Here is a 19,137-nt window from a genome sequence, read left to right as displayed (position 1 = left end):
CGATTGCATGGATCAAGTTGTTGCGGAAGTGAACGGTCGGGGTCCGGCGGGAGCAGTCCCTGGGGGTGCAGGAGCTGCGGGCTACAGGACGGCCATCGCCCGGTCGGTCGGCGCCACGGGGGCCGGAAGAATGGTGCTGCCCATCAGGAACTTGTCCACCGCGGCCGCGCACGCGCGGCCCTCGGCGATGGCCCAGACGATGAGCGACTGTCCGCGGCCGGCGTCTCCGGCCACGAAGATGCCTTCCGTGTTGGTCATGTAGTAGCCGTCACGGGCCACGTTGCCGCGGCCGTCGAACTCGGCGCTGACCTGCTCGGTGATCCCGGCGGGCTCGGCGCCGGTGAAACCGAGCGACAGGAACACCAGGTCAGCGGGGATGATCCGCTCGGTGCCGGCCTTCGGAAGGCGCTTGCCGTCCACGAACTCCGTCTCGGCAACCTTCACGCCGGTCAGTTTGCCCTTTTCGCCGACGAATTCCACGGTGGAGGCGAGGTAGGTGCGTTCGCCGCCTTCCTCGTGGGCGCTGGCAACCTCGAACAGGGTGGGGAACGTCGGCCAGGGCTGGTGGCCGGCGCGCTCCGCCGGGGGCTGCTTGCCGATCGCCAGGGTGGTCACGGAGGCGGCCTGGTGGCGGTGCGCGGTGCCGAGGCAGTCCGCGCCAGTGTCGCCGCCGCCGAGGATGACGACGTGCTTGCCGGCGGCATTGATCTGGTTCTCGACAGTCTCCCCCGCGACGACGCGGTTGGACGGGACGAGGTAGTCCATCGCAAAGTGGACGCCCTCGAGTTCACGGCCCGGAATGGGCAGGTCACGCGGGACGGTGGCGCCGGTGGCGACCACGACGGCGTCGTACCGGCGGCGCAGCTGCTCCCACGTCACGTCGGTGCCGACGGCGACTCCGGTCCGGAAGCGGGTGCCCTCGGCCTTCATCTGCTCCAGCCGGCGGTCCACGTGCTCCTTTTCCATCTTGAAGTCGGGGATCCCGTACCGCAGGAGGCCGCCGATCTTGTCATCGCGCTCGTAGACGGCGACCGTGTGGCCCACCCGGGTCAGCTGCTGCGCGACGGCGAGCCCGGCGGGGCCGGAGCCGACGACGGCGACCGTCTTGCCGCTGAGGCGGGCAGGCGGCAGCGGGTTGACCCAGCCGTTCTCGAACGCCTGGTCCACGATCGAAACCTCGACCTGCTTGATGGTCACCGCGGGCTGGTTGATACCCAGAACGCAGGACGCCTCGCAGGGGGCCGGGCAGAGGCGCCCGGTGAATTCGGGGAAGTTGTTGGTGGCGTGCAGCCGCTCCATCGCTTCCTCACCCTTGTCCCGCCAGATGAGGTCATTCCACTCCGGAATGAGGTTGCCCAGCGGGCAGCCCTGGTGGCAGAACGGCACGCCGCAGTCCATGCAGCGGCCGGCCTGGGACTTGAGGACACCCTTTTCCTGGGCCTCATAGACTTCCTTCCAGTCCATGATGCGGACCGGAACGGGACGGCGGGGCTGGGTTTCGCGCTGACGTACTTTCAGAAATCCGCGTGGATCAGCCACCGGTCACCTCCAGGATTCGAGACCAAACTTCTTCGCCGTCGGGGTCCAGGCCCTCTTCGATGGCGTCAAGACGGGTTTGCAGTACGGCCGCGTAGTCCCGCGGCAGCACCTTGGTTATGCGGGCCGCGGTGTCGTCGAAGTTCTCGAGCAGCCGGGCCGCGAGCAGCGATTCCGTTTCCTCGAGGTGCCTGACGAGCAGTCCGTGGACAATGTCGCGGTCCTCGGCGTCCAGTTCGCGCAGCTGCAGCTCGCCGGACTCCAGGGCCTGCTTGTTGACGCGTTCGGTCTGCAGGTCCAGCACGTAGGCCGTGCCGCCGGACATGCCGGCACCGAAGTTGCGGCCGGTGCGCCCGATGATGAGCGCCTGGCCACCGGTCATGTACTCGCAGCCGTGGTCGCCGATTCCTTCGACCACCGCGGTGGCTCCGGAGTTGCGGACCATAAAGCGTTCGCCGACCTGGCCGCGCAGGAACATCTCCCCGCTCGTGGCGCCGTAGCCGATCACGTTTCCGGCGATCACGTTGCGTTCCGCCGGGAAGACGTTGGTGCGGTCCGGCCGGACGATGATGCGCCCGCCGGACAGGCCCTTGCCGACGTAGTCGTTGGAGTCACCGAACATCCGCAGGGTGATGCCGGCCGGCAGGAACGCACCGAGCGACTGGCCGGCGGTGCCGGTCAGTGTGATGTCGATGGTGTCCGTCGCCAGCACGTCCGTGCTGAAGGTCTTGGTGACCACGTGGCCCAGCATCGTGCCGACGGAGCGGTCCGTGTTGATGACGTCGACGGCGATCTTGACCGGGCTGCGGTCGCTCAGGGCTTCCGCGGCCATGGCGATCAGGCGTTGGTCGAAGTGCTTGTCCAGCTCGTGGTTCTGGCCGGTCAGGTTGCGCAGCGGGGCGTCGTCGTCGAACTCGAGTCCGTGCAGGATGGGGTCCAGGTCCAGCCCTTCGGCCTTCCAGTGGTTGATCGCCTCACGGGTGTCGAGCATTTCGGCGTGGCCGATCGCTTCCTCGATGGTCCGGAAGCCAAGCTCGGCAAGGATCTCGCGGACTTCCTCGGCAAGGAATTCGAAGAAGTTGACCACGAACTCGGGCTTGCCGTTGAAGCGGGAGCGCAGCTCCGGGTTCTGCGTGGCGACGCCCACCGGGCAGGTGTCCAGGTGGCAGACGCGCATCATGATGCAGCCGGAGACCACCAGCGGGGCGGTGGCGAATCCGAACTCTTCACCGCCCAGCAGCGCCGCGATGACGACGTCGCGGCCGGTCTTGAGCTGGCCGTCCACCTGCACCACCACACGGTCGCGCAGGCCGTTGAGCATCAGGGTCTGCTGCGTCTCGGCGAGGCCCAGCTCCCACGGAACACCGGCGTGCTTCAGCGAGTTCAGCGGCGAGGCGCCGGTACCGCCGTCGTGGCCGGAGACCAGCACGACGTCGGCCTTCGCCTTCGTGACACCGGCGGCCACCGTGCCGATCCCGACCTCGGAGACGAGCTTGACGTGCACCCGGGCCGACGGGTTGGCCCGCTTGGCGTCGTAGATCAGCTGCGCGAGATCCTCGATCGAGTAGATGTCGTGGTGCGGCGGCGGGGAGATCAGTCCGACGCCGGGCGTCGAGTGCCGTGTCCGGGCCACCCAGGGGTAGACCTTCTGCGCCATCAACTGGCCGCCTTCGCCGGGCTTGGCGCCCTGCGCCATCTTGATCTGGATGTCATCGGCGTTGCTCAGGTACAGGCTCGTGACGCCGAAGCGGCCGGAGGCGATCTGCTTGACCGCGGAGCGGCGCTCGGGATCCAGCAGCCGGTCCACGTCCTCGCCGCCCTCACCGGTATTGGACTTGCCGCCCAGCCGGTTCATGGCGATCGCGAGGGTCTCGTGGGCTTCCTGCGAGATGGAGCCGTAGCTCATGGCGCCGGTGGAGAAGCGCTTGACGACGCTGGAGACGGACTCCACTTCCTCCAGCGGCACCGCGGGGCGCAGCCCTGACTTGAACTTCAGCAGCCCGCGCAGGGTCATCAGGTTCTCGGACTGGTCGTCGACGCCGCGGGTGTACTCCTTGAAGATGTCGTAGCGGCGCTCACGGGTGGCGTGCTGCAGCCGGAAAACGGTCTCCGGGTTGAACAGGTGCGGCTCGCCGTCGCGGCGCCACTGGTACTCGCCGCCGCCCAGGAGCGGACGGTGCGGCTGCTCGATGCCATTCTCGGGGTACGCCATCTGGTGGCGTGCCGCCACTTCGGCGGCAATGACGTCGAGGCCGACGCCGCCGAGCTGCGAGTGCGTGCCGGCGAAGTACTCGTCCACGAGGTCCTGGCCCAGGCCAAGGGCCTCGAAGGTCTGGGCGCCCGTGTAGGAGGCCACAGTGGAGATGCCCATCTTCGACATGATCTTCAGGACGCCCTTGCCCAGGCCCTTGATCAGGTTGTAGACACCGTCCTGCGGGGTGACCCCGAGGACGTCGCCGGAACTGATGAGCTGTTCCACGGATTCCATCGCCAGGTACGGGTTCACGGCGGAGGCGCCGTAGCCGATCAGCACGGCCACGTGGTGGGTCTCGCGGACGTCGCCGGCCTCGACCACAAGCGCGGTCTTGGTGCGGTTGGCGCTGCGGAGCAGGTGGTGGTGCACGGCGCTGACGAGCAGCAGGGACGGGATCGGCGCCCACTGGGCGTTCGAATCACGGTCCGAGAGCACGACGTACTGGACACCGCGGTTGATGGCGCCGGAGACCTGCTCGCAGATTTCGGTGAGCCGGGCGCGCAGGGCGTTCTCGCCGCCTTCGGGGCGGTAGAGGCCGCGGACCTTCATGGCGACCCTGTCGCCGTCGGCGTTCTCGATGTTGGCGATCTTGGCGAGCTGGTCATTGTTGATCACGGGGAACGGCAGCGCGACCTGCGGCTGGCGGACCTGCTTGGTGTCCAGCAGGTTGCCGTTGGGGCCGATCGCGCACATCAGGGAGGTGACGAGCTCCTCGCGGATGGCGTCCAGCGGCGGGTTGGTGACCTGCGCGAAGGACTGCACGAAGTAGTCGAAGAGCAGCCGCGGGCGCTTGGAGAGCACCGCGACGGGGGTGTCCGATCCCATCGCGCCGAGCGGTTCGGCGCCGGTGCGGGCCATCGGGCCCAGCAGGATCTTCAGTTCCTCCGTGGTGTAGCCGAAGGTCCGCTGGCGGATGTTGACCGAGGCCGCGGTGTGCACGACGTGCTCACGTTCGGGCAGGTCATTGAGGTCGATCAGGTTGTCCTTGACCCACTCGGCCCACGGGTTGGCCGCCGCCACCTCGGCCTTGACCTCGGCGTCATCGATGATCCGGCCGGCCTCGGTGTCCACCAGGAACATCTTGCCCGGCGAGACGCGGCCCTTCTTGACCACTTTGGAGGGTTCGACGTCGATCACGCCGACCTCGGAGGCGAAGACGACCAGGCCGTCTTCGGTGATCCAGTACCGGCCCGGGCGCAGACCATTGCGGTCCAGGGTGGCGCCGACCAGGTTGCCGTCGGTGAAGGAGACGGCCGCGGGGCCGTCCCACGGTTCCATCAGCAGCGAGTGGTACTCGTAGAAGGCCCGGCGGGCAGGATCCATCGTGGCGTGGTTTTCCCAGGCCTCGGGGATCATCATCATGATCGAGTGCGTGATGGGCCGTCCGGAAAGCCAGAGCAGCTCCGCGACCTCGTCGAAGGACGCGGAGTCCGAGGCGCCCGGGGTGCAGATCGGGTACAGCTCTTCGGGCGAGTCCCCCAGCAGCGGGTTGGCCAGCTGGGACTGCCGGGCGCGCATCCAGTTGCGGTTGCCCTTGACGGTGTTGATCTCGCCGTTGTGCGCGATGGTGCGGAAGGGCTGGGCCAGCGGCCAGGACGGGAAGGTGTTGGTGGAGAAGCGCGAGTGGACGATCGCAAGCTTGGTCTTGAAGCGCTTGTCCGACAGGTCCGGGTAGAACGGCTCCAGCTGGGCCGTGGTCAGCATGCCCTTGTAGACGATGGTCCGGGAGGACAGCGACGGGAAGTACACGCCGAACTTGTTCTGCGCGCGCTTGCGGAGCCGCCAGGCGCGCGAGTCGAGTTCGTTCCGCTCGAGGGTTTCCCCGGTGCTGGAGGCGAAGAACGGCTGCGAGAAATACGGCATGCAGGCCCGGGCCATGGCGCCGACGAGGTCTGCCATGACCGGGACTTCGCGCCAGCCCAGGACGGTCAGGCCCTCGTCGGCGGCGAGGCCCTCGATCCCGGCCTTGGCTGCCTCGGCTTCGCGCTGCTCGGCCGGCAGGAAGGCCGTGCCCACGACGTACTGGCCGGGAGCGGGGAGTTCGAAGTCGCTGACGGCGCGGAAGAATTCGTCCGGCACCTGCATGAGCAGCCCGGCGCCGTCGCCGGTCCCCTCATCGGCGCCCACGGCGCCGCGGTGCTCGAGGTTGCGCAGGGCGGTCAGGGCGGCTTCAACGATGTCGTAGCCTGGCTCCCCGCGGAGCGTGGCGATGATGGCGAGGCCGCAGGCGTCCTTTTCGTTCTCCGGGTTGTACAAACCGGCGGCTTCCGGCAGTGCCGCGAACCGCTTGAACGGCGACATGGCGGCCGGCGCCTGGTTCGGCTCGGACCAACTGGGGCTGTGCAGGGTTTGGGTCATGGGAGACGTCCTTCCTCCTGATCGTGCGTATGGGAGGGACAACATTGGCCCGGATCGGTGCGCCGGTGTGACGGGCACAACAAAGAGTTTCTAACTGGAATTGTAGGCCAGCCCGGCGTCCTGTACGAACAGTTACGCGGCCTGCTGGCCCGGGCTTGCGCGGACGGCAACGGTCTGCAGTCCGCAGCATTCCCTGCTGCCACGACGTTGTGGACACGGGCCCGGCGAGCGGTGGCTCTGCGGCCCGGTGTGCCGCTGCTGGGCTACTTGGTGCCGCCAGCTTCCGGCGCGGATCCGGGGGCATGGTGGCCGGGTGCTCCGGCCGCCGGTGCTCCCGTGGCCGGTGCTCCGGTGGCGGTGGTGCCGCCGGTGGATTCCTTTGATGCAGCAGCTGGGGCAGACGCGTCACCGGGACCGCTTTGGTTATCAGGGAGATTACCACGCGATTCACTATCTGAGACAGCAGAGTCCGAATGGCGGACGGGTCCGCTGTAGGCCGGAACAGTGCCGGCCGGAACCGTCGCGGGTTCCTTGCTTTCGGCGTCGCTCCTGGCCTCAGCGGCTGAGGTGTCGACGCTGGCCTGGACGACGGCGGCATGGTCGCCGTCGGACTTCTCGACGTCCGTCTTTTTCGCGTTGGACTTCTCGATGGCGGCGTCCCCGGCGTCAGCGTCAGCCGTCACCGCGACGGCGGCAGCCTTCCCGCCGTCGCCGGCGTCGGCCACCCAGTCCTTGGGTGCGCGGCCCGGCAGGAACGGCGTGTCGGGTACCTCGGGCTTGCGCCGCCCCAGGACGATGAAGGCGACCAGCGCTGCAAGAAGGACGAAGATGCTGGTCCACACGTTGAGCCTGGTGGTGATGCCGAAGAGGTTGATCTGCTCGGCGTCGTCGATCCGCATCGCTTCGATCCAGACCCGGCCCAGCGTGTAATAGACCGCGTAGAGCCAGAACAGGCGCCCGCGGCGGAAGGAGAAGCGCCGGTCCAGCACCAGCAGGATGGCGACGCCGGCCAGGTTCCAGAGCGACTCGTAGAGGAACGTCGGGTGGAAGAGCGTGTCCGCCGGCATGCCGGGCGGGAAGTTCGGGTTGTCAGCGTCAATCTGCAGTCCCCACGGCAGCGTGGTGGGGCCGCCGAAGAGTTCCTGGTTGAAGTAATTGCCCCAGCGGCCGATCGCCTGGGCCAGCAGCAGTCCAGGCGCGGCGGCGTCCACGAAGACGGTGAGTTTGACGCCGGCACGGCGGCAGCCGATCCAGGCGCCCACCGCCCCGAGCAGCACGGCACCCCAGATGCCCAGGCCACCGCGCTGGATCTGCGGGATCAGCGAGAGGTCACCGGTGCCGTCGAAGCCCGGGCCGAAATACGCGTCCGGTGAGGACACCACATGGTAGAGCCGGCCGCCGATGATGCCGAAGGGAATGGCCCAGATGGCGACGTCCCAGACGCTCCCCTCAGGTGCGCCGCGCCGCGCCCAGCGGACGGACGTGAGCCAGAGGCCGGCGATGATGCCGGCCAGGATGCACAGCGCGTAAGCGTGGATGCGCAGGGAACCCCACGGGAGCGGGATGTCGAATCCGGACCAGTCCGGGCTCGGAATGCTCGCGGGAACCATCGCCGCCATGTGGAGGACTGACTGCATTGCTTACGCTTCTTCCTTGGTGAGGCCGGTGCTGAGGTCTTTCGTCAAGGACGCTACCGCATCCACCCCGCCGTCGCGGATCGCCGCGACGAGGGCGGTGCCCACGATCACGCCGTCGGCGTAGGCGGCGATCTCGCGGACCTGGTCCGCGTTGGACACTCCGAGGCCGACGCAGACGCGTTCGGCGCCGGCGGCATGCGCGGCGGCGACGACGCCCTCGGCTGCCGAACTGACGGAGGACCGGGCGCCCGTGACGCCCATGATGGAGACGGCGTAGACGAAGCCGCGGCTCGCGTCCACGGTCCGCTTCATCCGTTCCGGGGAGGACGAGGGCGCCACAAGGAACACCCGGTCCAGGCCGTACTTGTCCGAGGCCGCCATCCATTCGGAGGCTTCGTCCGGGATCAGGTCGGGGGTGATGAGCCCGGCTCCGCCGGCCTCGGTCAGGCGGCGGGAGAACTCGTCCACGCCCATCCGCACCACGGGATTCCAGTAGGTCATGACCAGTACGGCAGCGTCGGTCTTGCTCGTGATGCCACGGACGACGTCGAACACCTCTTGGACGCGGAACCCGTTGGCGAGGGCCTCCACGGTGGCGGCCTGGATGACCTGGCCGTCCATGACGGGGTCGGAATACGGGACGCCGATCTCGATCAGGTCGGCGCCGTTCTCCGCAAGGGCGATCCCTGCTGCGATGGTGTCCGCAACGCTGGGGTAGCCGGCGGGCAGGTAGCCGATGAGGGCCGCGCGGCCCTGCGCCTTGGCGCGGTCAATCGCGGCCGCCGACTTGCTGGTGCTGGTGATGTCCCAGCTGCTGGACGATTCGACGCTGCTCACAGTTGCTCCCCCTCTTTGGCGATCTCCGACTCGGGTGAGTCCTTGTCCAGTAGGTCGAACCATTCCGCGGCGGTGGCCACGTCCTTGTCGCCGCGGCCGGACAGGTTCACGATCACGATCTTTTCTGAAGTCTTACCTGCGGCCTGGCCTGCGGCGCTGCCTGATGTCTTGCCCGCGGCGGCGAGCCGCTGGCCCACCTTGATCGCGCCGGCGAGAGCGTGTGCGGACTCGATGGCCGGGATGATGCCCTCGGTGCGGCAGAGCAGCCGGAACGCGTCCATGGCCTCGCTGTCCGTGATGGGCTCATAGCTGACCCGTCCGATGTCTGCAAGGTAGGAGTGCTCCGGGCCAACGCCCGGGTAGTCCAGTCCTGCCGAGATGGAGTGCGACTCGATGGTCTGGCCGTCGTCGTCCTGCATCAGGTAGGAGCGGGCCCCGTGCAGCACGCCGGGCTTGCCGAGCGTGATGGTCGCCGCGTGGCGTCCGGTTTCGACGCCCTCGCCGCCGGCTTCGAAGCCATAGATCTTCACGGACGGATCATCCAGGAAGCCGTGGAAAATGCCGATGGCGTTGGAGCCGCCGCCGATGCAGGCGCACACGGCGTCGGGCAGGCGGCCGGCCTGGTCCAGGATCTGGGCGCGGGCCTCCTCGCCGATGACCTCGTGGAAGTAGCGGACCATCGCCGGGAAGGGGTGGGCGCCGGCGGCGGTGCCCAGCAGGTAGTGGGTGTTGTCCACATTGGCGACCCAGTCGCGGAGCGCCTCGTTAATGGCGTCCTTGAGCGTCTGGGAACCGTTGGTCACCGGGATGACCTTGGCCCCGAGAAGCTCCATCCGGGCCACGTTGAGGGCCTGCCGGCGGCAGTCCTCGGCGCCCATGTAGACGACGCATTCCAGGCCCATCAGGGCGGCGGCCGTGGCGCTGGCAACGCCGTGCTGTCCGGCGCCGGTTTCGGCGATGACGCGGGTCTTGCCCATCCGCTTGGCGAGCAGCGCCTGGCCCAGGACGTTGTTGATCTTGTGCGAGCCGGTGTGGTTCAGGTCCTCGCGCTTGAGGAAGATGCGCACCCCCCCGGCGTGCTCGGCGAAGCGCTTCGCCTCGGTCAGCAGCGAGGGCCGGCCGGAGTAGTTTTTGTTCAGCTCGGCGATCTGCGCGGTGAAGTCAGGATCGGCCTTGGCCTTCTCGAAGGTCTCCTCGAGCTCATCCAGGGCCGCGATGAGCGACTCCGGCATCCATCGGCCGCCGTAGGAGCCGAAGTAGGGCCCGGGGGCGTGCCGCAGGGATTCTCCACCCTGCAGGAACGCGTCCACGGCGCTTTCGTCTGAGCCGGCTGCTGGCGCATCGACCATCAATCTCACCATCCTGTTCCACTGCTAGCTAGTAAAGCCTCAAAAAGTTTTGCGGGCGCCGCGCGCCCGGCACCGGACCCTGGGTGCCGGGACGGCCCCGTAGGGTACGCGACCGTCCGGCACGCCCCTCAGGAGCGGGCGGCGATTTCTTCCGCTCCGGCCGCCATGAATTCGGCGATCCGCTCGAGCGGGGTGGCATCGCTGACCAGGGCTTCGCCCACCAGGACGGCGTTGGCGCCGTTCGCCGCGTAGTGCCGGACGTCGTCGACGCCGCGCACACCGGACTCCGCGATCACAAGCGCGCCCGCGGGGATGCCCCCGGCGAGTTCCGCGAAGACGGAGCGGTCGACGTCGAGTGTCTTGAGGTTGCGCACGTTGACGCCGATGATCCGGGCCTCGGCGGCGACTGCCCTCTCGATTTCCTCCGCCGTATGCGTCTCTACCAGCACGTTCATGCCGAGTCCGCGGCTGAGGGCGCTGAACTCGCGCAGTTGCGCGTCGGAAAGGGAGGCCACGATCAGCAGGATGAGGTCGGCGCCGTGTGCGCGGGCTTCCCAGATCTGGTACTCGTCGATCATGAAGTCCTTGCGCAGCAGCGGGATGTCCACGGCTGCCCGGACGGCATCGAAATCGGCCAGCGAGCCGTTAAAGCGGCGCTGTTCGGTCAGGACGCTGATCGCAGCCGCGCCGCCGTCGGCGTACTGCACGGCGAGGGAAGCGGGGTCCGCGATGCTGGCGAGGTCGCCCTTGGACGGGCTGCGCCGCTTGATTTCGGCGATCACCTTCAGCTCGTCCCGCGCGGCGGAGGCGCCGCCGAGAGCGGCCCAGGCGTCACGTGCGGGCGAGGCTGCGGCGGCACGTTCCTTCAGTTCCGCAAGCGTGACGAGGCGCTGGCGGGCCTCCATATCCTCCTTGACACCGGCGTTGATGTCATCGAGAACAGTCACGCTTAGTGGCCGGAGTTCTTCAGCTTGCTGCCGCCGACGCCGTAGCCGGCCTTGCGCATGCCGAAGCCGATCAGCAGGCCGAGCACCATCACGGCGCCGCCCGCAATGAAGATCGGGGTGTTGGCGATGACAAAGGCGATGGACATGACGAGGCCGCCGAGGAGCATGACAAACACGGTGGTCCAGGCGGCGGGGCTGTTGCCGTGGCCGGTGGGTTCTCTGTGGTCGACGTCGTCGTAGTTGTACGTTCCGGCGGCAGGCTTGGGGGCGGAAACGGTGGCTTTGCTCATTGAAATCTCCTCAGGATGAATACTTGTTACATTCTGCCATTTATTGGCCGTGCCGCGGGCATCGGCTCAGGTGGGGTCGTCGCCGCGTGACAGCCGGTCCCAGCTGTCGATCTCGTCCGCGGGCCCGGTCGGCGCCGCGCCCGCGCCGGCGGCGGTGTCGTATTTCGTGCGTGCTTTCCAGTAGCGTCCCGCCGGGACGATCGCCAGCGCGCTGAGCCCCAGCAGGGCGCCGGCGACGACGGCGAGGGCGGGGAAGGCGGTGACGCCCACCTGGACGCTGCTGCCGCTGATCCCGGTGGCGGCGGCGATGGAGCCCTGGGCTGCCGCCAGCGGATCCGCCAGGACGACGGCGGCCGCGCTGACAATGCCGGCGGCCGCGAGCAGGATGATCGCTGTGATGATCCAGCGCGCCACCCGTCCCGCAATCGAGGCGGCGAGTCCGCCGGCGAGGGCCACGAGCGCCAGTGCCGTCACGGTGGTGGCGGCCTTGCTGCCCTGCACCTGCAGGCCGTCCTGGCTGCTGACGGCCTGGCCCAGCTGCGTGGGGTCGAGGTGGACCGTGAGCCAGGTCTGCGTGGTGGTGCCGAAGACCGCCAGGGACACGGCGGCCATGACCAGGACCAGGGTGGATTTCCGCGCCCAGCGCGGGACCACCGGGCTGGTGCTCTTGACCGTTGGTTCCCGAGGTGCGGGTTTTTGGGGCGCGGGTTCCTGGGGTGCGGTCCCGTTGCTCATGACTTCTCCGTCCCGGAAGCCGGGATGGAATCGGCCGTGATGTTGTGCAGGGAGCCCGCGGTGTGGACGGCGCGGAGCGGGGCGGCAGCCTTGTTGACCGTTTCCTGGGCCTCGGTGGGGTTGACCGAGTCCGCCACGATCCCGCCGCCGGCCTGAACATAGGCGCGGCCTTCCCGGAGCAGCGCCGAACGGATCGCGATCGCCATGTCCATGTCACCGGCGAAGTCCAGATAGCCCACCACGCCGCCGTAGATGCCGCGGCGGTGGGGTTCCAGCTCGTCCAGGAGGCGCAGCGCCCGCGGCTTGGGGGCTCCGGAGAGCGTCCCGGCCGGGAAAGTGGCCTTCAGGACGTCGTAGGCCTTGGCGTCCGGGGCGAGCTTGCCGACGACGGTGGAGACGAGGTGCATGATGTGGCTGAAGCGCTCCACTTCCATGAACTGGGTGACGTCCACCGTCCCGGCCACGCAGACCTTGGACAGATCGTTGCGGGAGAGATCGACCAGCATCAGGTGCTCGGCGCGTTCCTTCTGGTCCGCCAGCAGCTCCTCGGCCAGGGCCTTGTCCGCCTCGATGGTCTTGCCGCGCGGCCTGGAGCCGGCGATGGGGTGCGTGATGACTTCCTCGCCGGTCACGGTCACCAGCGCCTCCGGGGAGGAGCCGACGATCGAGTACTGGCGGCCGGCGGCGTCCTCGAGGCTGAAGATGTACATGTAGGGGCTGGGGTTCGTGTTCCGGAGCACCCGGTAGACGTCCAGCGGGTCGGCGCCGCATTCCATTTCGAAACGGCGGGAGATCACCACCTGGAAGACTTCGCCGTCGACGATCGCCTCCTTGCCGCGGTCCAGGGCGGCCAGGTACTCCGTCTCGTCCCAGCGTTCCTGCACGCTCGAGGCGAAGTCCAGGGCGGCGGTCTCCAGCACCGAGACGGGCTGCTCCACGGGGGTACTGACCTTGGCCAGCAGCGCCTTCACGCGGGCGACGGCGTCGTGCCAGGCCTCATCGACCCGTTCGGAGCTGTTGTCGAAGTTGATGGCGTTGGCGATCAGCAGGACGGTGCCGTCCATGTTGTCGTGCACCGCCATGTCCGTGACCAGGTTCAGGGCCATCTCCGGCAGGTCCAGGTCGTCGTCCGGCGGGCTGGTGAGCTTCTCCCAGTGCCGGACTGTTTCCCAGCCGAGGAATCCGACGAGGCCGGAGGTGAACGGCGGCAGTCCTTCGAACCGTTCGGTGCGGAGCGCCTCGATGGTGTCACGGATCGCGTCCACCGGGCTGCCGTCCAGCGGCACGCCGACGGGCGGCTCGCCGAGCCAGTGCGCCTGCCCGTCCTTGGTGGTCAAGGTGGCCCGGGAACGGGCGCCGATGAAGGAGTAGCGGGACCAGGCGCCGCCGACAGCGGCGGATTCCATCAGGAAGGTGCCGGGCTGGCCCTGCGCGAGCTTGCGGTACAGCCCGATCGGGGTTTCGGCGTCGGCCAGCACCTTCAGCCGGACGGGAATGACGCGGCTGTGGCCTGCGAGTTCGCGGAACTCCTCCAGGCCCGGGCTGATGATTCCAAGGTCCTGCATGGCTGTGATTTCCGCCTGTTCTTTCGGTGGTCCTGAAGGTTCAATTTCTGCCCGGAGATTCAAGTGCCGGGCTGTGCCCGGAAGTGCGGCTGGTGTATGCGCGGTGTGTGCCGGGGCCGCGGGGTCAGTCCGCGTGGCCGGTCACGGCGTCGAGCTCGCGGCCGTCGAAGCAGGTCCGGGTCCCGGTGTGGCAGGCCGCGCCGACCTGGTCGACGCGGACCAGCAAGGCATCGCCGTCGCAATCCATCGCGAGGGACTTGACCCACTGCACGTGGCCGGAGGTGTCACCCTTGCGCCAGTATTCCTGGCGGGAGCGCGAATAGAACGTCACGCGTCCGGTTGTCATAGTGCGGTGCAGCGCCTCGTCGTCCATCCAGCCCAGCATGAGCACCTCATGGGTGTCGAACTGCTGGACGATCGCCGCGACCAGGCCTGCACTATCCCGCTTGAGAGCCTCAGCAAGACCGGCGGGGAGGGGGCTGCCCGGCGGCGTCGGGCCCGGGGCCGTCACATTCGGGGCCGTCGAACTCGGGACGGTCGAACTCGGGTAAGGGGCGGGGGCGGGCTGCTCAGACATCAGCTCAAGTCTAGTGCCTCCAAGGGGGCGGGGGCTTTCTCCTCAGCACCGGCGCTTAACATCGGAGCCAACGAGCCGTGGAAAGCCTGCGGGCAGCCAAACGGCGGCGGTTCCAGTGCACACGCCGCGCCGTCTCGTGCTAGTTTCACAAGTGATGCATTTCGCCGATCCGTCCCGAGAAGTCTTGGCCGAAACCCTGCTGGCGGCCGGCCCTGACTCCCCCACGCTCTGCAAGGGCTGGCTCACCCGCCACCTTGCCGCCCACCTGTACCTGCGCGAGCGTAAAGCCGCCGTCGGACTGGGGCTCCTGATCAAGCGGCTGTCCAAGGCCTCGGACCAGGCCACGGCCAAACTGGCGGCCAAGCTGAAGACGCCGGAGGACTACAACAAGCTGGTCACCGCCTTCCGCGCCGGCCCGCCCGCGCTCTCGCCGATGAAGATCAAGGCCCTGGATGAGAGCTCCAACCTGATCGAGTACTTCGTCCACACCGAGGATGTCCGCCGGGCGGTGGACCGCTGGGCGCCGCGCGCCCTGGACGAGGAGTACTCGGACGCGCTCTGGGATGAGCTGATCAAGCGCGCCGCGATCCTGTACCGCGGCGTGGATCTGGGCATCGTGCTGGTGCGTCCCTCCGGGCCCCGCCACGTGGCCAAACGTGCTCCGGTGTCCGTGGCCATCGTGGGCGAACCGGGCGAACTGTTGATGCACGCCCATGGCCGCACCCGCCACGCCCTCGTGACCTTCGAAGGCCAGCCGGACGCCGTCGCGCTGCTGCAGTCCGCCGAAGTCGGCCTCTAAGGCACCACCCAAAACCAAGCAAAGCGGGGTCACTTACCGCCCAAAATTCCCGGCGGGATGGGCGGTAAGTGACCCCGCGTTGCTGTGCAGCGGACCCAGTGGGCCTAGCGGTCATTTTCGTTAATTCGTCGGGGGTTGAGGCCCAGTCTTCGCGCCCGGGACAGGGCATGACCGGAATATGTCCATGCGCCGGCCCCGGCGCGGGGCATGTCCTGACCCGGGGGCACGTGCCGTGGCTCCGCTGGGGGCGTCGGGCCACTTCCCCGGGAGGACATGCCCAGCCTTCGCCCCGGGGACCGGGCATAACCGGAATATGTCCATGCGCCGGCCCCGGCGCGGGGCATGTCCTGACCCGGGGGCACGTGCAGTGGCTCCACTGGGGGCGTCGGGCCACTTCCCCTGGAGGACACCGCCCAGTCTTCGCCCCGGGGACCGGGCATGACCCGAATATGTCCATCCGCTGGCCCCGGCGCGGGGCATGTCCTGTCCGGTGCTCATTTTCGCTGAGGTCGTCGGGGTCAGGCTGCCGGTGCGTCCGTGGCTGCTCACGCGTAGAGCAGCTGGTCGTTGAGGCCGGTGGTGCATTCCGGTCGACCCGGCCGGCTGGCCGAGGCCCTTGAAACCGCCGCCGGCGATGGCCTGGCGCGACACCGCCTGCGGCCTCTACCCCAACAACCCCACCGCCTGGACCTAACCCCCGACGAACCAACGAAAATGCCAACTAGTGGGCCTAGCGGACCTCGAAGCCTGCCTCGCGGATGGCGGCCTTGACCTGGGCGATCATGTCGAGCGGACCGAAGTGGAAGACCGAGGCCGCAAGGACGGCGTCGGCGCCCGCCGCCACCGCCGGGGGGAAGTGCTCGGGTTTGCCGGCGCCGCCGGAGGCAATCAGCGGCACTTTGACCGCCGCCCGCGCGAGGCGGATCAGTTCCAGGTCGAAGCCGTCCTTGGTGCCGTCGGCGTCGATCGAGTTGAGCAGGATTTCGCCCACGCCCCGGTCCGCCGCTTCACGCGCCCAGGCGATGGCGTCGATCCCGGTCCCCTGGCGCCCGCCGTGGGTGGTGACCTCGAAGCCGGAGGCGGTGGGCTGCGATCCCGGGCGGGTGCGGCGCGCGTCGAGGGACAGCACGAGGACCTGGGAGCCGAAGTGCCGGGTGATCTCATCGATCACGTCCGGCCGGGCCACGGCCGCGGTGTTGATGGCAGCCTTGTCCGCGCCGAAGCGCAGGAGCTTGTCCACCTCGGCCACACCGCGGACACCGCCGCCCACCGTCAGCGGGATGAAGACTTCCTCGGCGGTGCGGCGGACGACGTCGAAGGTCGTCTCCCGGTTGCCGGAGGACGCGGTGACGTCGAGGAACGTCAGTTCGTCGGCGCCGCCGTTGTCATAGCGGTGCGCGAGTTCCACCGGGTCACCGGCGTCGCGCAGTCCTTCGAAGTTGATGCCCTTGACCACGCGGCCGGCGTCGACGTCGAGGCACGGGATGACGCGCACGGCTACAGTCATGGCTTCTCCTGGTATTCGCTCACGAAAGATTCACTCACGGAAAATTGAGTCACGGACGCGCCGTTTGTCAGATGCGGCAGGCGTGGATTGTGCTGACCAGGATGGCCCGGGCGCCCAGGTCGTACAGCTCGTCCATGATCCGGTTGGTTTCCCTTTTGGGCACCATGGAACGGACGGCAACCCAGTCCGAATCGCGCAACGGGGAGACCGTGGGTGACTCGAGGCCCGGCGTCAGTGCGGCGGCCTCTTCGACGAGTTCCTTGCGGATGTCGTAGTCCATCAACACGTACTGCCGCGCCACGAGGACACCCTGGAGGCGGCGGATCAGCACCTCGATTTCCTTGACGGTTCCGTTCGCGGCGCCGCCCTGGCCGGTGCGGCGGATCAGCACGGCCTCGGACTTGAGGATCGGTTCCCCGAAGATCTCCATGCCGGCGGCCTTGAGAGTGCTGCCGGTTTCGACGACGTCGGCGATCGCGTCCGCGACACCGAGCCGGACCGAGGATTCGACGGCGCCGTCGAGCCGGACGACCTTGGCCTTGATGCCGCGCTCGGCGAGGTAGCCGCGGAGCAGGCCGTCGTAGCTGGTGGCGAGGCGCTTGCCCTCGAGCTGTTCGACGGAGCTGAAGTCGCCCACCGGGCCGGCGAAGCGGAAGGTGGAGGCCGCGAAGCCCAGCGGCAGCAGTTCTTCGGCCTCAACCTCCGCGTCGAGGAGCAGGTCGCGTCCGGTGATGCCGACGTCGAGCGTTCCCCGGCCGACGTAGACGGCGATGTCGCGCGGGCGGAGGAAGAAGAATTCAATGTCGTTATCCGGGTCCACCATCACGAGCTCGCGGGTGTCGCGGCGCTGGCGGTAGCCTGCCTCGGCAAGCATGGCGGAGGCGGCTTCGGACAGGGATCCCTTGTTCGGGACGGCAACTCTCAGCATTGGGGAGGTCTTTCTTGGTCAGGACGAAGTCCGTTCAGGAACAGTCCGTTCAGGAACAGTCGGTTCAGGCACAGCGGGCCACGCAATGCACCGGATCCGCGTGAAATATTCAGGCGGGCTCCGGCGCGGACGTGGCTAGAGATGCTTGTAGACGTCCTCCAGGCTGAGTCCTTTGGCGAGCATCAGAACCTGCAGGTGATAGAGGAGCTGGGAAATTTCTTCCGCGGCGGCTTCATCGGATTCATACTCGGCAGCCATCCAGACCTCGGCCGCTTCTTCCACGACTTTCTTACCGATGCCGTGGACTCCGGAATCCAGTTCGGCGACGGTGCGGGAGCCCTCCGGGCGGACGGCTGCCTTCTCACTCAGTTCTGCGAACAGCGACTCGAAATTCTTCACACCCTCCAGCCTACTTGCTCGCTGCCGGGCAGCGCCTGCGGGGCCCTTGCATGACGGCCGGGATGTGAGCGATTCCACAGTGCCCATTCCACGACGGCGATTCCACCACGCCGATTCCGCGACTCCGATTCCACCATGACCGGCGCCGAGGCCCTCCCCGTCAGCTGTACTGCTGGAGGGTCACGGCGGTGGCGAGGGCAGCGGTGGCCGCCTCGTGGCCCTTGTCCTCTGTGGAGCCGGGCAGCCCCGCCCGGTCGATGCCCTGCTGTTCGGTGTCGCAGGTCAGCACGCCGAAGCCGACCGGCACGCCGGTGCGCACCGAGACTTCGGTGAGGCCCAGGGTGGCGGCCTCACAGACGTACTCGAAGTGCGGGGTTCCGCCGCGGATCACGACGCCGAGCGCCACGACGGCGTCGAAGTGCGGCGCCAGCCGGGCGGCGGCGACGGGAAGTTCGAAGGTGCCGGGAACGCGCAGCACGGTGGGTTCGCTGATGCCGGCGTCCTTGGCCGCACGGAGGGCGCCGTCAAGCAGCCCGTCCATGATCTGGGTATGCCAGCTGGCTGCCACGATGGCCAGTTTCAGCCGGGAGGTCTCCTCCGGTTTGAAGGTGCTGAGGTCAATCTGTGGTGCGCCGTGTCCGCTCATCTGGGATTCCTTGTTCTGCTAAGTCTTTTGCGGTGTCTAATGGGGTGGTACTTGGTCAGTCTTGTTCGTATTCGAATCCGCGCAGGCCCGCTGCCGGCGCTGCCGGCTCCATGTCCAGGACCAGCCGGTGGTCCATCCGGTCCTTCTTGGTCTGCAGGTAGCGGATGTTCTGCTCCCGGGAGGGGACCTCGGTGGGAACCATCTCCACCACGCGGACACCGGCCTGGGCGAGGCGGTCCTGCTTATCTGGGTTGTTGCTCAGCAGGCGGACCTCGTGTAGTCCCATCTCGGCGAGGATCTGGGCCGCGGCCTTGTAGCAGCGAGCGTCCACCGGCAGGCCCAGCTGCTCGTTGGCCTCCACCGTGTCGAAGCCGGCTTCCTGCAGGGCGTAGGCCTTCATCTTGTTCGCCAGGCCGATCCCGCGGCCTTCCTGCCCGCGCAAGTACAGCAGCGTGCCGCCGAATTCGTTGATCATCTCGAGGGCGTAGGCCAGCTGTTCGCCGCAGTCGCAGCGGTAGGAGCCGAACACATCGCCGGTGAGGCACTCCGAATGGAGGCGCACCAGCGGTGCCTTGCCGTCAACAGGAGGCAGCGGCGAACTGACCGCGAGGTGTTCGGCTCCGGTGGCCAGATCGGTCCAGGCCTGCGCCACAAAGTCGCCGAAGCCCGTGGGCAGCTGCACGATGGGTCCCGCGCTGACCGGATGCGGCTGGCGTCCCGTGCTGATCTCTTGTGCTTCCGACGTCGTCATCGTCTCTCCTTCATCAAACGGC

General features: G+C 68.1%; 16 protein-coding genes. 1 reads left to right on the top strand and 15 read right to left on the bottom strand.

Features of this window, described 5'->3' with window-relative positions:
• Window positions 1-81: 81 nt before the first annotated feature.
• From ACQCSU_RS20715 to hisI, 10 genes are all read right to left on the bottom strand, one after another.
• On the bottom strand, window positions 82-1,539 hold the full coding sequence (locus ACQCSU_RS20715) for a glutamate synthase subunit beta (protein ID WP_426977223.1): 1,458 nt from the start codon (window positions 1,537-1,539) through the stop codon (window positions 82-84).
• On the bottom strand, window positions 1,532-6,148 hold the full coding sequence (gene gltB, locus ACQCSU_RS20710; protein WP_426977221.1) for a glutamate synthase large subunit: 4,617 nt from the start codon (window positions 6,146-6,148) through the stop codon (window positions 1,532-1,534). Before gltB ends, ACQCSU_RS20715 begins: the two co-directional genes overlap by 8 nt.
• 263 nt (window positions 6,149-6,411) lie before the next feature.
• Complete coding sequence (gene lgt / locus ACQCSU_RS20705; protein WP_426977220.1) at window positions 6,412-7,785, bottom strand: prolipoprotein diacylglyceryl transferase; 1,374 nt, start codon at window positions 7,783-7,785, stop codon at window positions 6,412-6,414.
• A 3-nt stretch (window positions 7,786-7,788) separates the two neighbouring features.
• Complete coding sequence (gene trpA / locus ACQCSU_RS20700) at window positions 7,789-8,622, bottom strand: tryptophan synthase subunit alpha (protein ID WP_426977218.1); 834 nt, start codon at window positions 8,620-8,622, stop codon at window positions 7,789-7,791.
• Window positions 8,619-9,971, bottom strand: a complete 1,353-nt coding sequence (trpB, locus tag ACQCSU_RS20695) for a tryptophan synthase subunit beta (RefSeq protein ID WP_426977216.1) — start codon at window positions 9,969-9,971, stop codon at window positions 8,619-8,621. The genes trpA and trpB overlap by 4 nt, the downstream gene beginning before the upstream one ends.
• A 128-nt stretch (window positions 9,972-10,099) precedes the next feature.
• A complete protein-coding gene (gene trpC / locus ACQCSU_RS20690) occupies window positions 10,100-10,918 on the bottom strand; it encodes an indole-3-glycerol phosphate synthase TrpC (RefSeq protein WP_426977215.1) in 819 nt (272 codons plus the stop codon).
• Between the two features lie 2 nt (window positions 10,919-10,920).
• The gene (locus ACQCSU_RS20685; protein ID WP_426977213.1) at window positions 10,921-11,208 is read right to left on the bottom strand and encodes an HGxxPAAW family protein; all 288 of its coding nucleotides are present in this window, start codon (window positions 11,206-11,208) and stop codon (window positions 10,921-10,923) included.
• A 66-nt stretch (window positions 11,209-11,274) separates the two neighbouring features.
• Window positions 11,275-11,943, bottom strand: coding sequence for a Trp biosynthesis-associated membrane protein (locus tag ACQCSU_RS20680; RefSeq protein ID WP_426977212.1), 669 nt, complete (start codon window positions 11,941-11,943; stop codon window positions 11,275-11,277).
• Window positions 11,940-13,508, bottom strand: a complete 1,569-nt coding sequence (locus ACQCSU_RS20675; RefSeq protein WP_426977211.1) for an anthranilate synthase component I — start codon at window positions 13,506-13,508, stop codon at window positions 11,940-11,942. The genes ACQCSU_RS20680 and ACQCSU_RS20675 overlap by 4 nt, the downstream gene beginning before the upstream one ends.
• A gap of 124 nt (window positions 13,509-13,632) precedes the next feature.
• Window positions 13,633-14,085: a phosphoribosyl-AMP cyclohydrolase gene (hisI, locus tag ACQCSU_RS20670; RefSeq protein ID WP_426977209.1), complete on the bottom strand. Its 453-nt coding sequence runs from the start codon at window positions 14,083-14,085 to the stop codon at window positions 13,633-13,635.
• Window positions 14,086-14,239: 154 nt separating this feature from the next.
• Here hisI and ACQCSU_RS20665 point away from each other — a divergent pair, with 154 nt between their 5' ends.
• Window positions 14,240-14,884, top strand: a complete 645-nt coding sequence (locus ACQCSU_RS20665; RefSeq protein ID WP_426979882.1) for a TIGR03085 family metal-binding protein — start codon at window positions 14,240-14,242, stop codon at window positions 14,882-14,884.
• A 730-nt stretch (window positions 14,885-15,614) separates the two neighbouring features.
• On the opposite strand, the gene hisF is transcribed toward ACQCSU_RS20665, so the two are convergent.
• The 5 genes from hisF to ribA form a co-directional block, all read right to left on the bottom strand.
• Window positions 15,615-16,391: an imidazole glycerol phosphate synthase subunit HisF gene (gene hisF / locus ACQCSU_RS20660; protein WP_426977207.1), complete on the bottom strand. Its 777-nt coding sequence runs from the start codon at window positions 16,389-16,391 to the stop codon at window positions 15,615-15,617.
• Window positions 16,392-16,458: 67 nt separating this feature from the next.
• Entirely contained in the window at window positions 16,459-17,319 is an 861-nt protein-coding gene (hisG, locus tag ACQCSU_RS20655) for an ATP phosphoribosyltransferase (protein WP_426977205.1), read from the bottom strand.
• Window positions 17,320-17,454: 135 nt separating this feature from the next.
• Window positions 17,455-17,718, bottom strand: a complete 264-nt coding sequence (locus ACQCSU_RS20650) for a phosphoribosyl-ATP diphosphatase (protein ID WP_024367461.1) — start codon at window positions 17,716-17,718, stop codon at window positions 17,455-17,457.
• 160 nt (window positions 17,719-17,878) lie between these two features.
• Complete coding sequence (gene ribH / locus ACQCSU_RS20645) at window positions 17,879-18,364, bottom strand: 6,7-dimethyl-8-ribityllumazine synthase (protein WP_426977203.1); 486 nt, start codon at window positions 18,362-18,364, stop codon at window positions 17,879-17,881.
• 55 nt (window positions 18,365-18,419) lie between these two features.
• Complete coding sequence (gene ribA, locus ACQCSU_RS20640; protein WP_426977202.1) at window positions 18,420-19,115, bottom strand: GTP cyclohydrolase II; 696 nt, start codon at window positions 19,113-19,115, stop codon at window positions 18,420-18,422.
• Window positions 19,116-19,137 lie beyond the last annotated feature (22 nt).

It is taken from the genome of Pseudarthrobacter sp. O4 (genome assembly GCF_050157025.1).
GTDB lineage: Bacteria > Actinomycetota > Actinomycetes > Actinomycetales > Micrococcaceae > Arthrobacter.
The sequence above is the reverse complement of the archived record's forward strand: the minus strand, read 5'-3'. Positions and strand labels throughout refer to the sequence as shown.

Coding starts and splice junctions, on each gene's coding strand:
- gltB (WP_426977221.1), bottom strand. CDS start 6,148: ATGACCCAAACCCTGCACAGCCCCAGTTGGTCCGAGCCGAACCAGGCG.
- lgt (WP_426977220.1), bottom strand. CDS start 7,785: ATGCAGTCAGTCCTCCACATGGCGGCGATGGTTCCCGCGAGCATTCCG.
- trpB (WP_426977216.1), bottom strand. CDS start 9,971: ATGGTCGATGCGCCAGCAGCCGGCTCAGACGAAAGCGCCGTGGACGCG.
- ACQCSU_RS20685 (WP_426977213.1), bottom strand. CDS start 11,208: ATGAGCAAAGCCACCGTTTCCGCCCCCAAGCCTGCCGCCGGAACGTAC.
- ACQCSU_RS20680 (WP_426977212.1), bottom strand. CDS start 11,943: ATGAGCAACGGGACCGCACCCCAGGAACCCGCGCCCCAAAAACCCGCA.
- ACQCSU_RS20675 (WP_426977211.1), bottom strand. CDS start 13,508: ATGCAGGACCTTGGAATCATCAGCCCGGGCCTGGAGGAGTTCCGCGAA.
- hisI (WP_426977209.1), bottom strand. CDS start 14,085: ATGTCTGAGCAGCCCGCCCCCGCCCCTTACCCGAGTTCGACCGTCCCG.
- ACQCSU_RS20665 (WP_426979882.1), top strand. CDS start 14,240: ATGCATTTCGCCGATCCGTCCCGAGAAGTCTTGGCCGAAACCCTGCTG.
- hisF (WP_426977207.1), bottom strand. CDS start 16,391: ATGACTGTAGCCGTGCGCGTCATCCCGTGCCTCGACGTCGACGCCGGC.
- hisG (WP_426977205.1), bottom strand. CDS start 17,319: ATGCTGAGAGTTGCCGTCCCGAACAAGGGATCCCTGTCCGAAGCCGCC.
- ribH (WP_426977203.1), bottom strand. CDS start 18,364: ATGAGCGGACACGGCGCACCACAGATTGACCTCAGCACCTTCAAACCG.
- ribA (WP_426977202.1), bottom strand. CDS start 19,115: ATGACGACGTCGGAAGCACAAGAGATCAGCACGGGACGCCAGCCGCAT.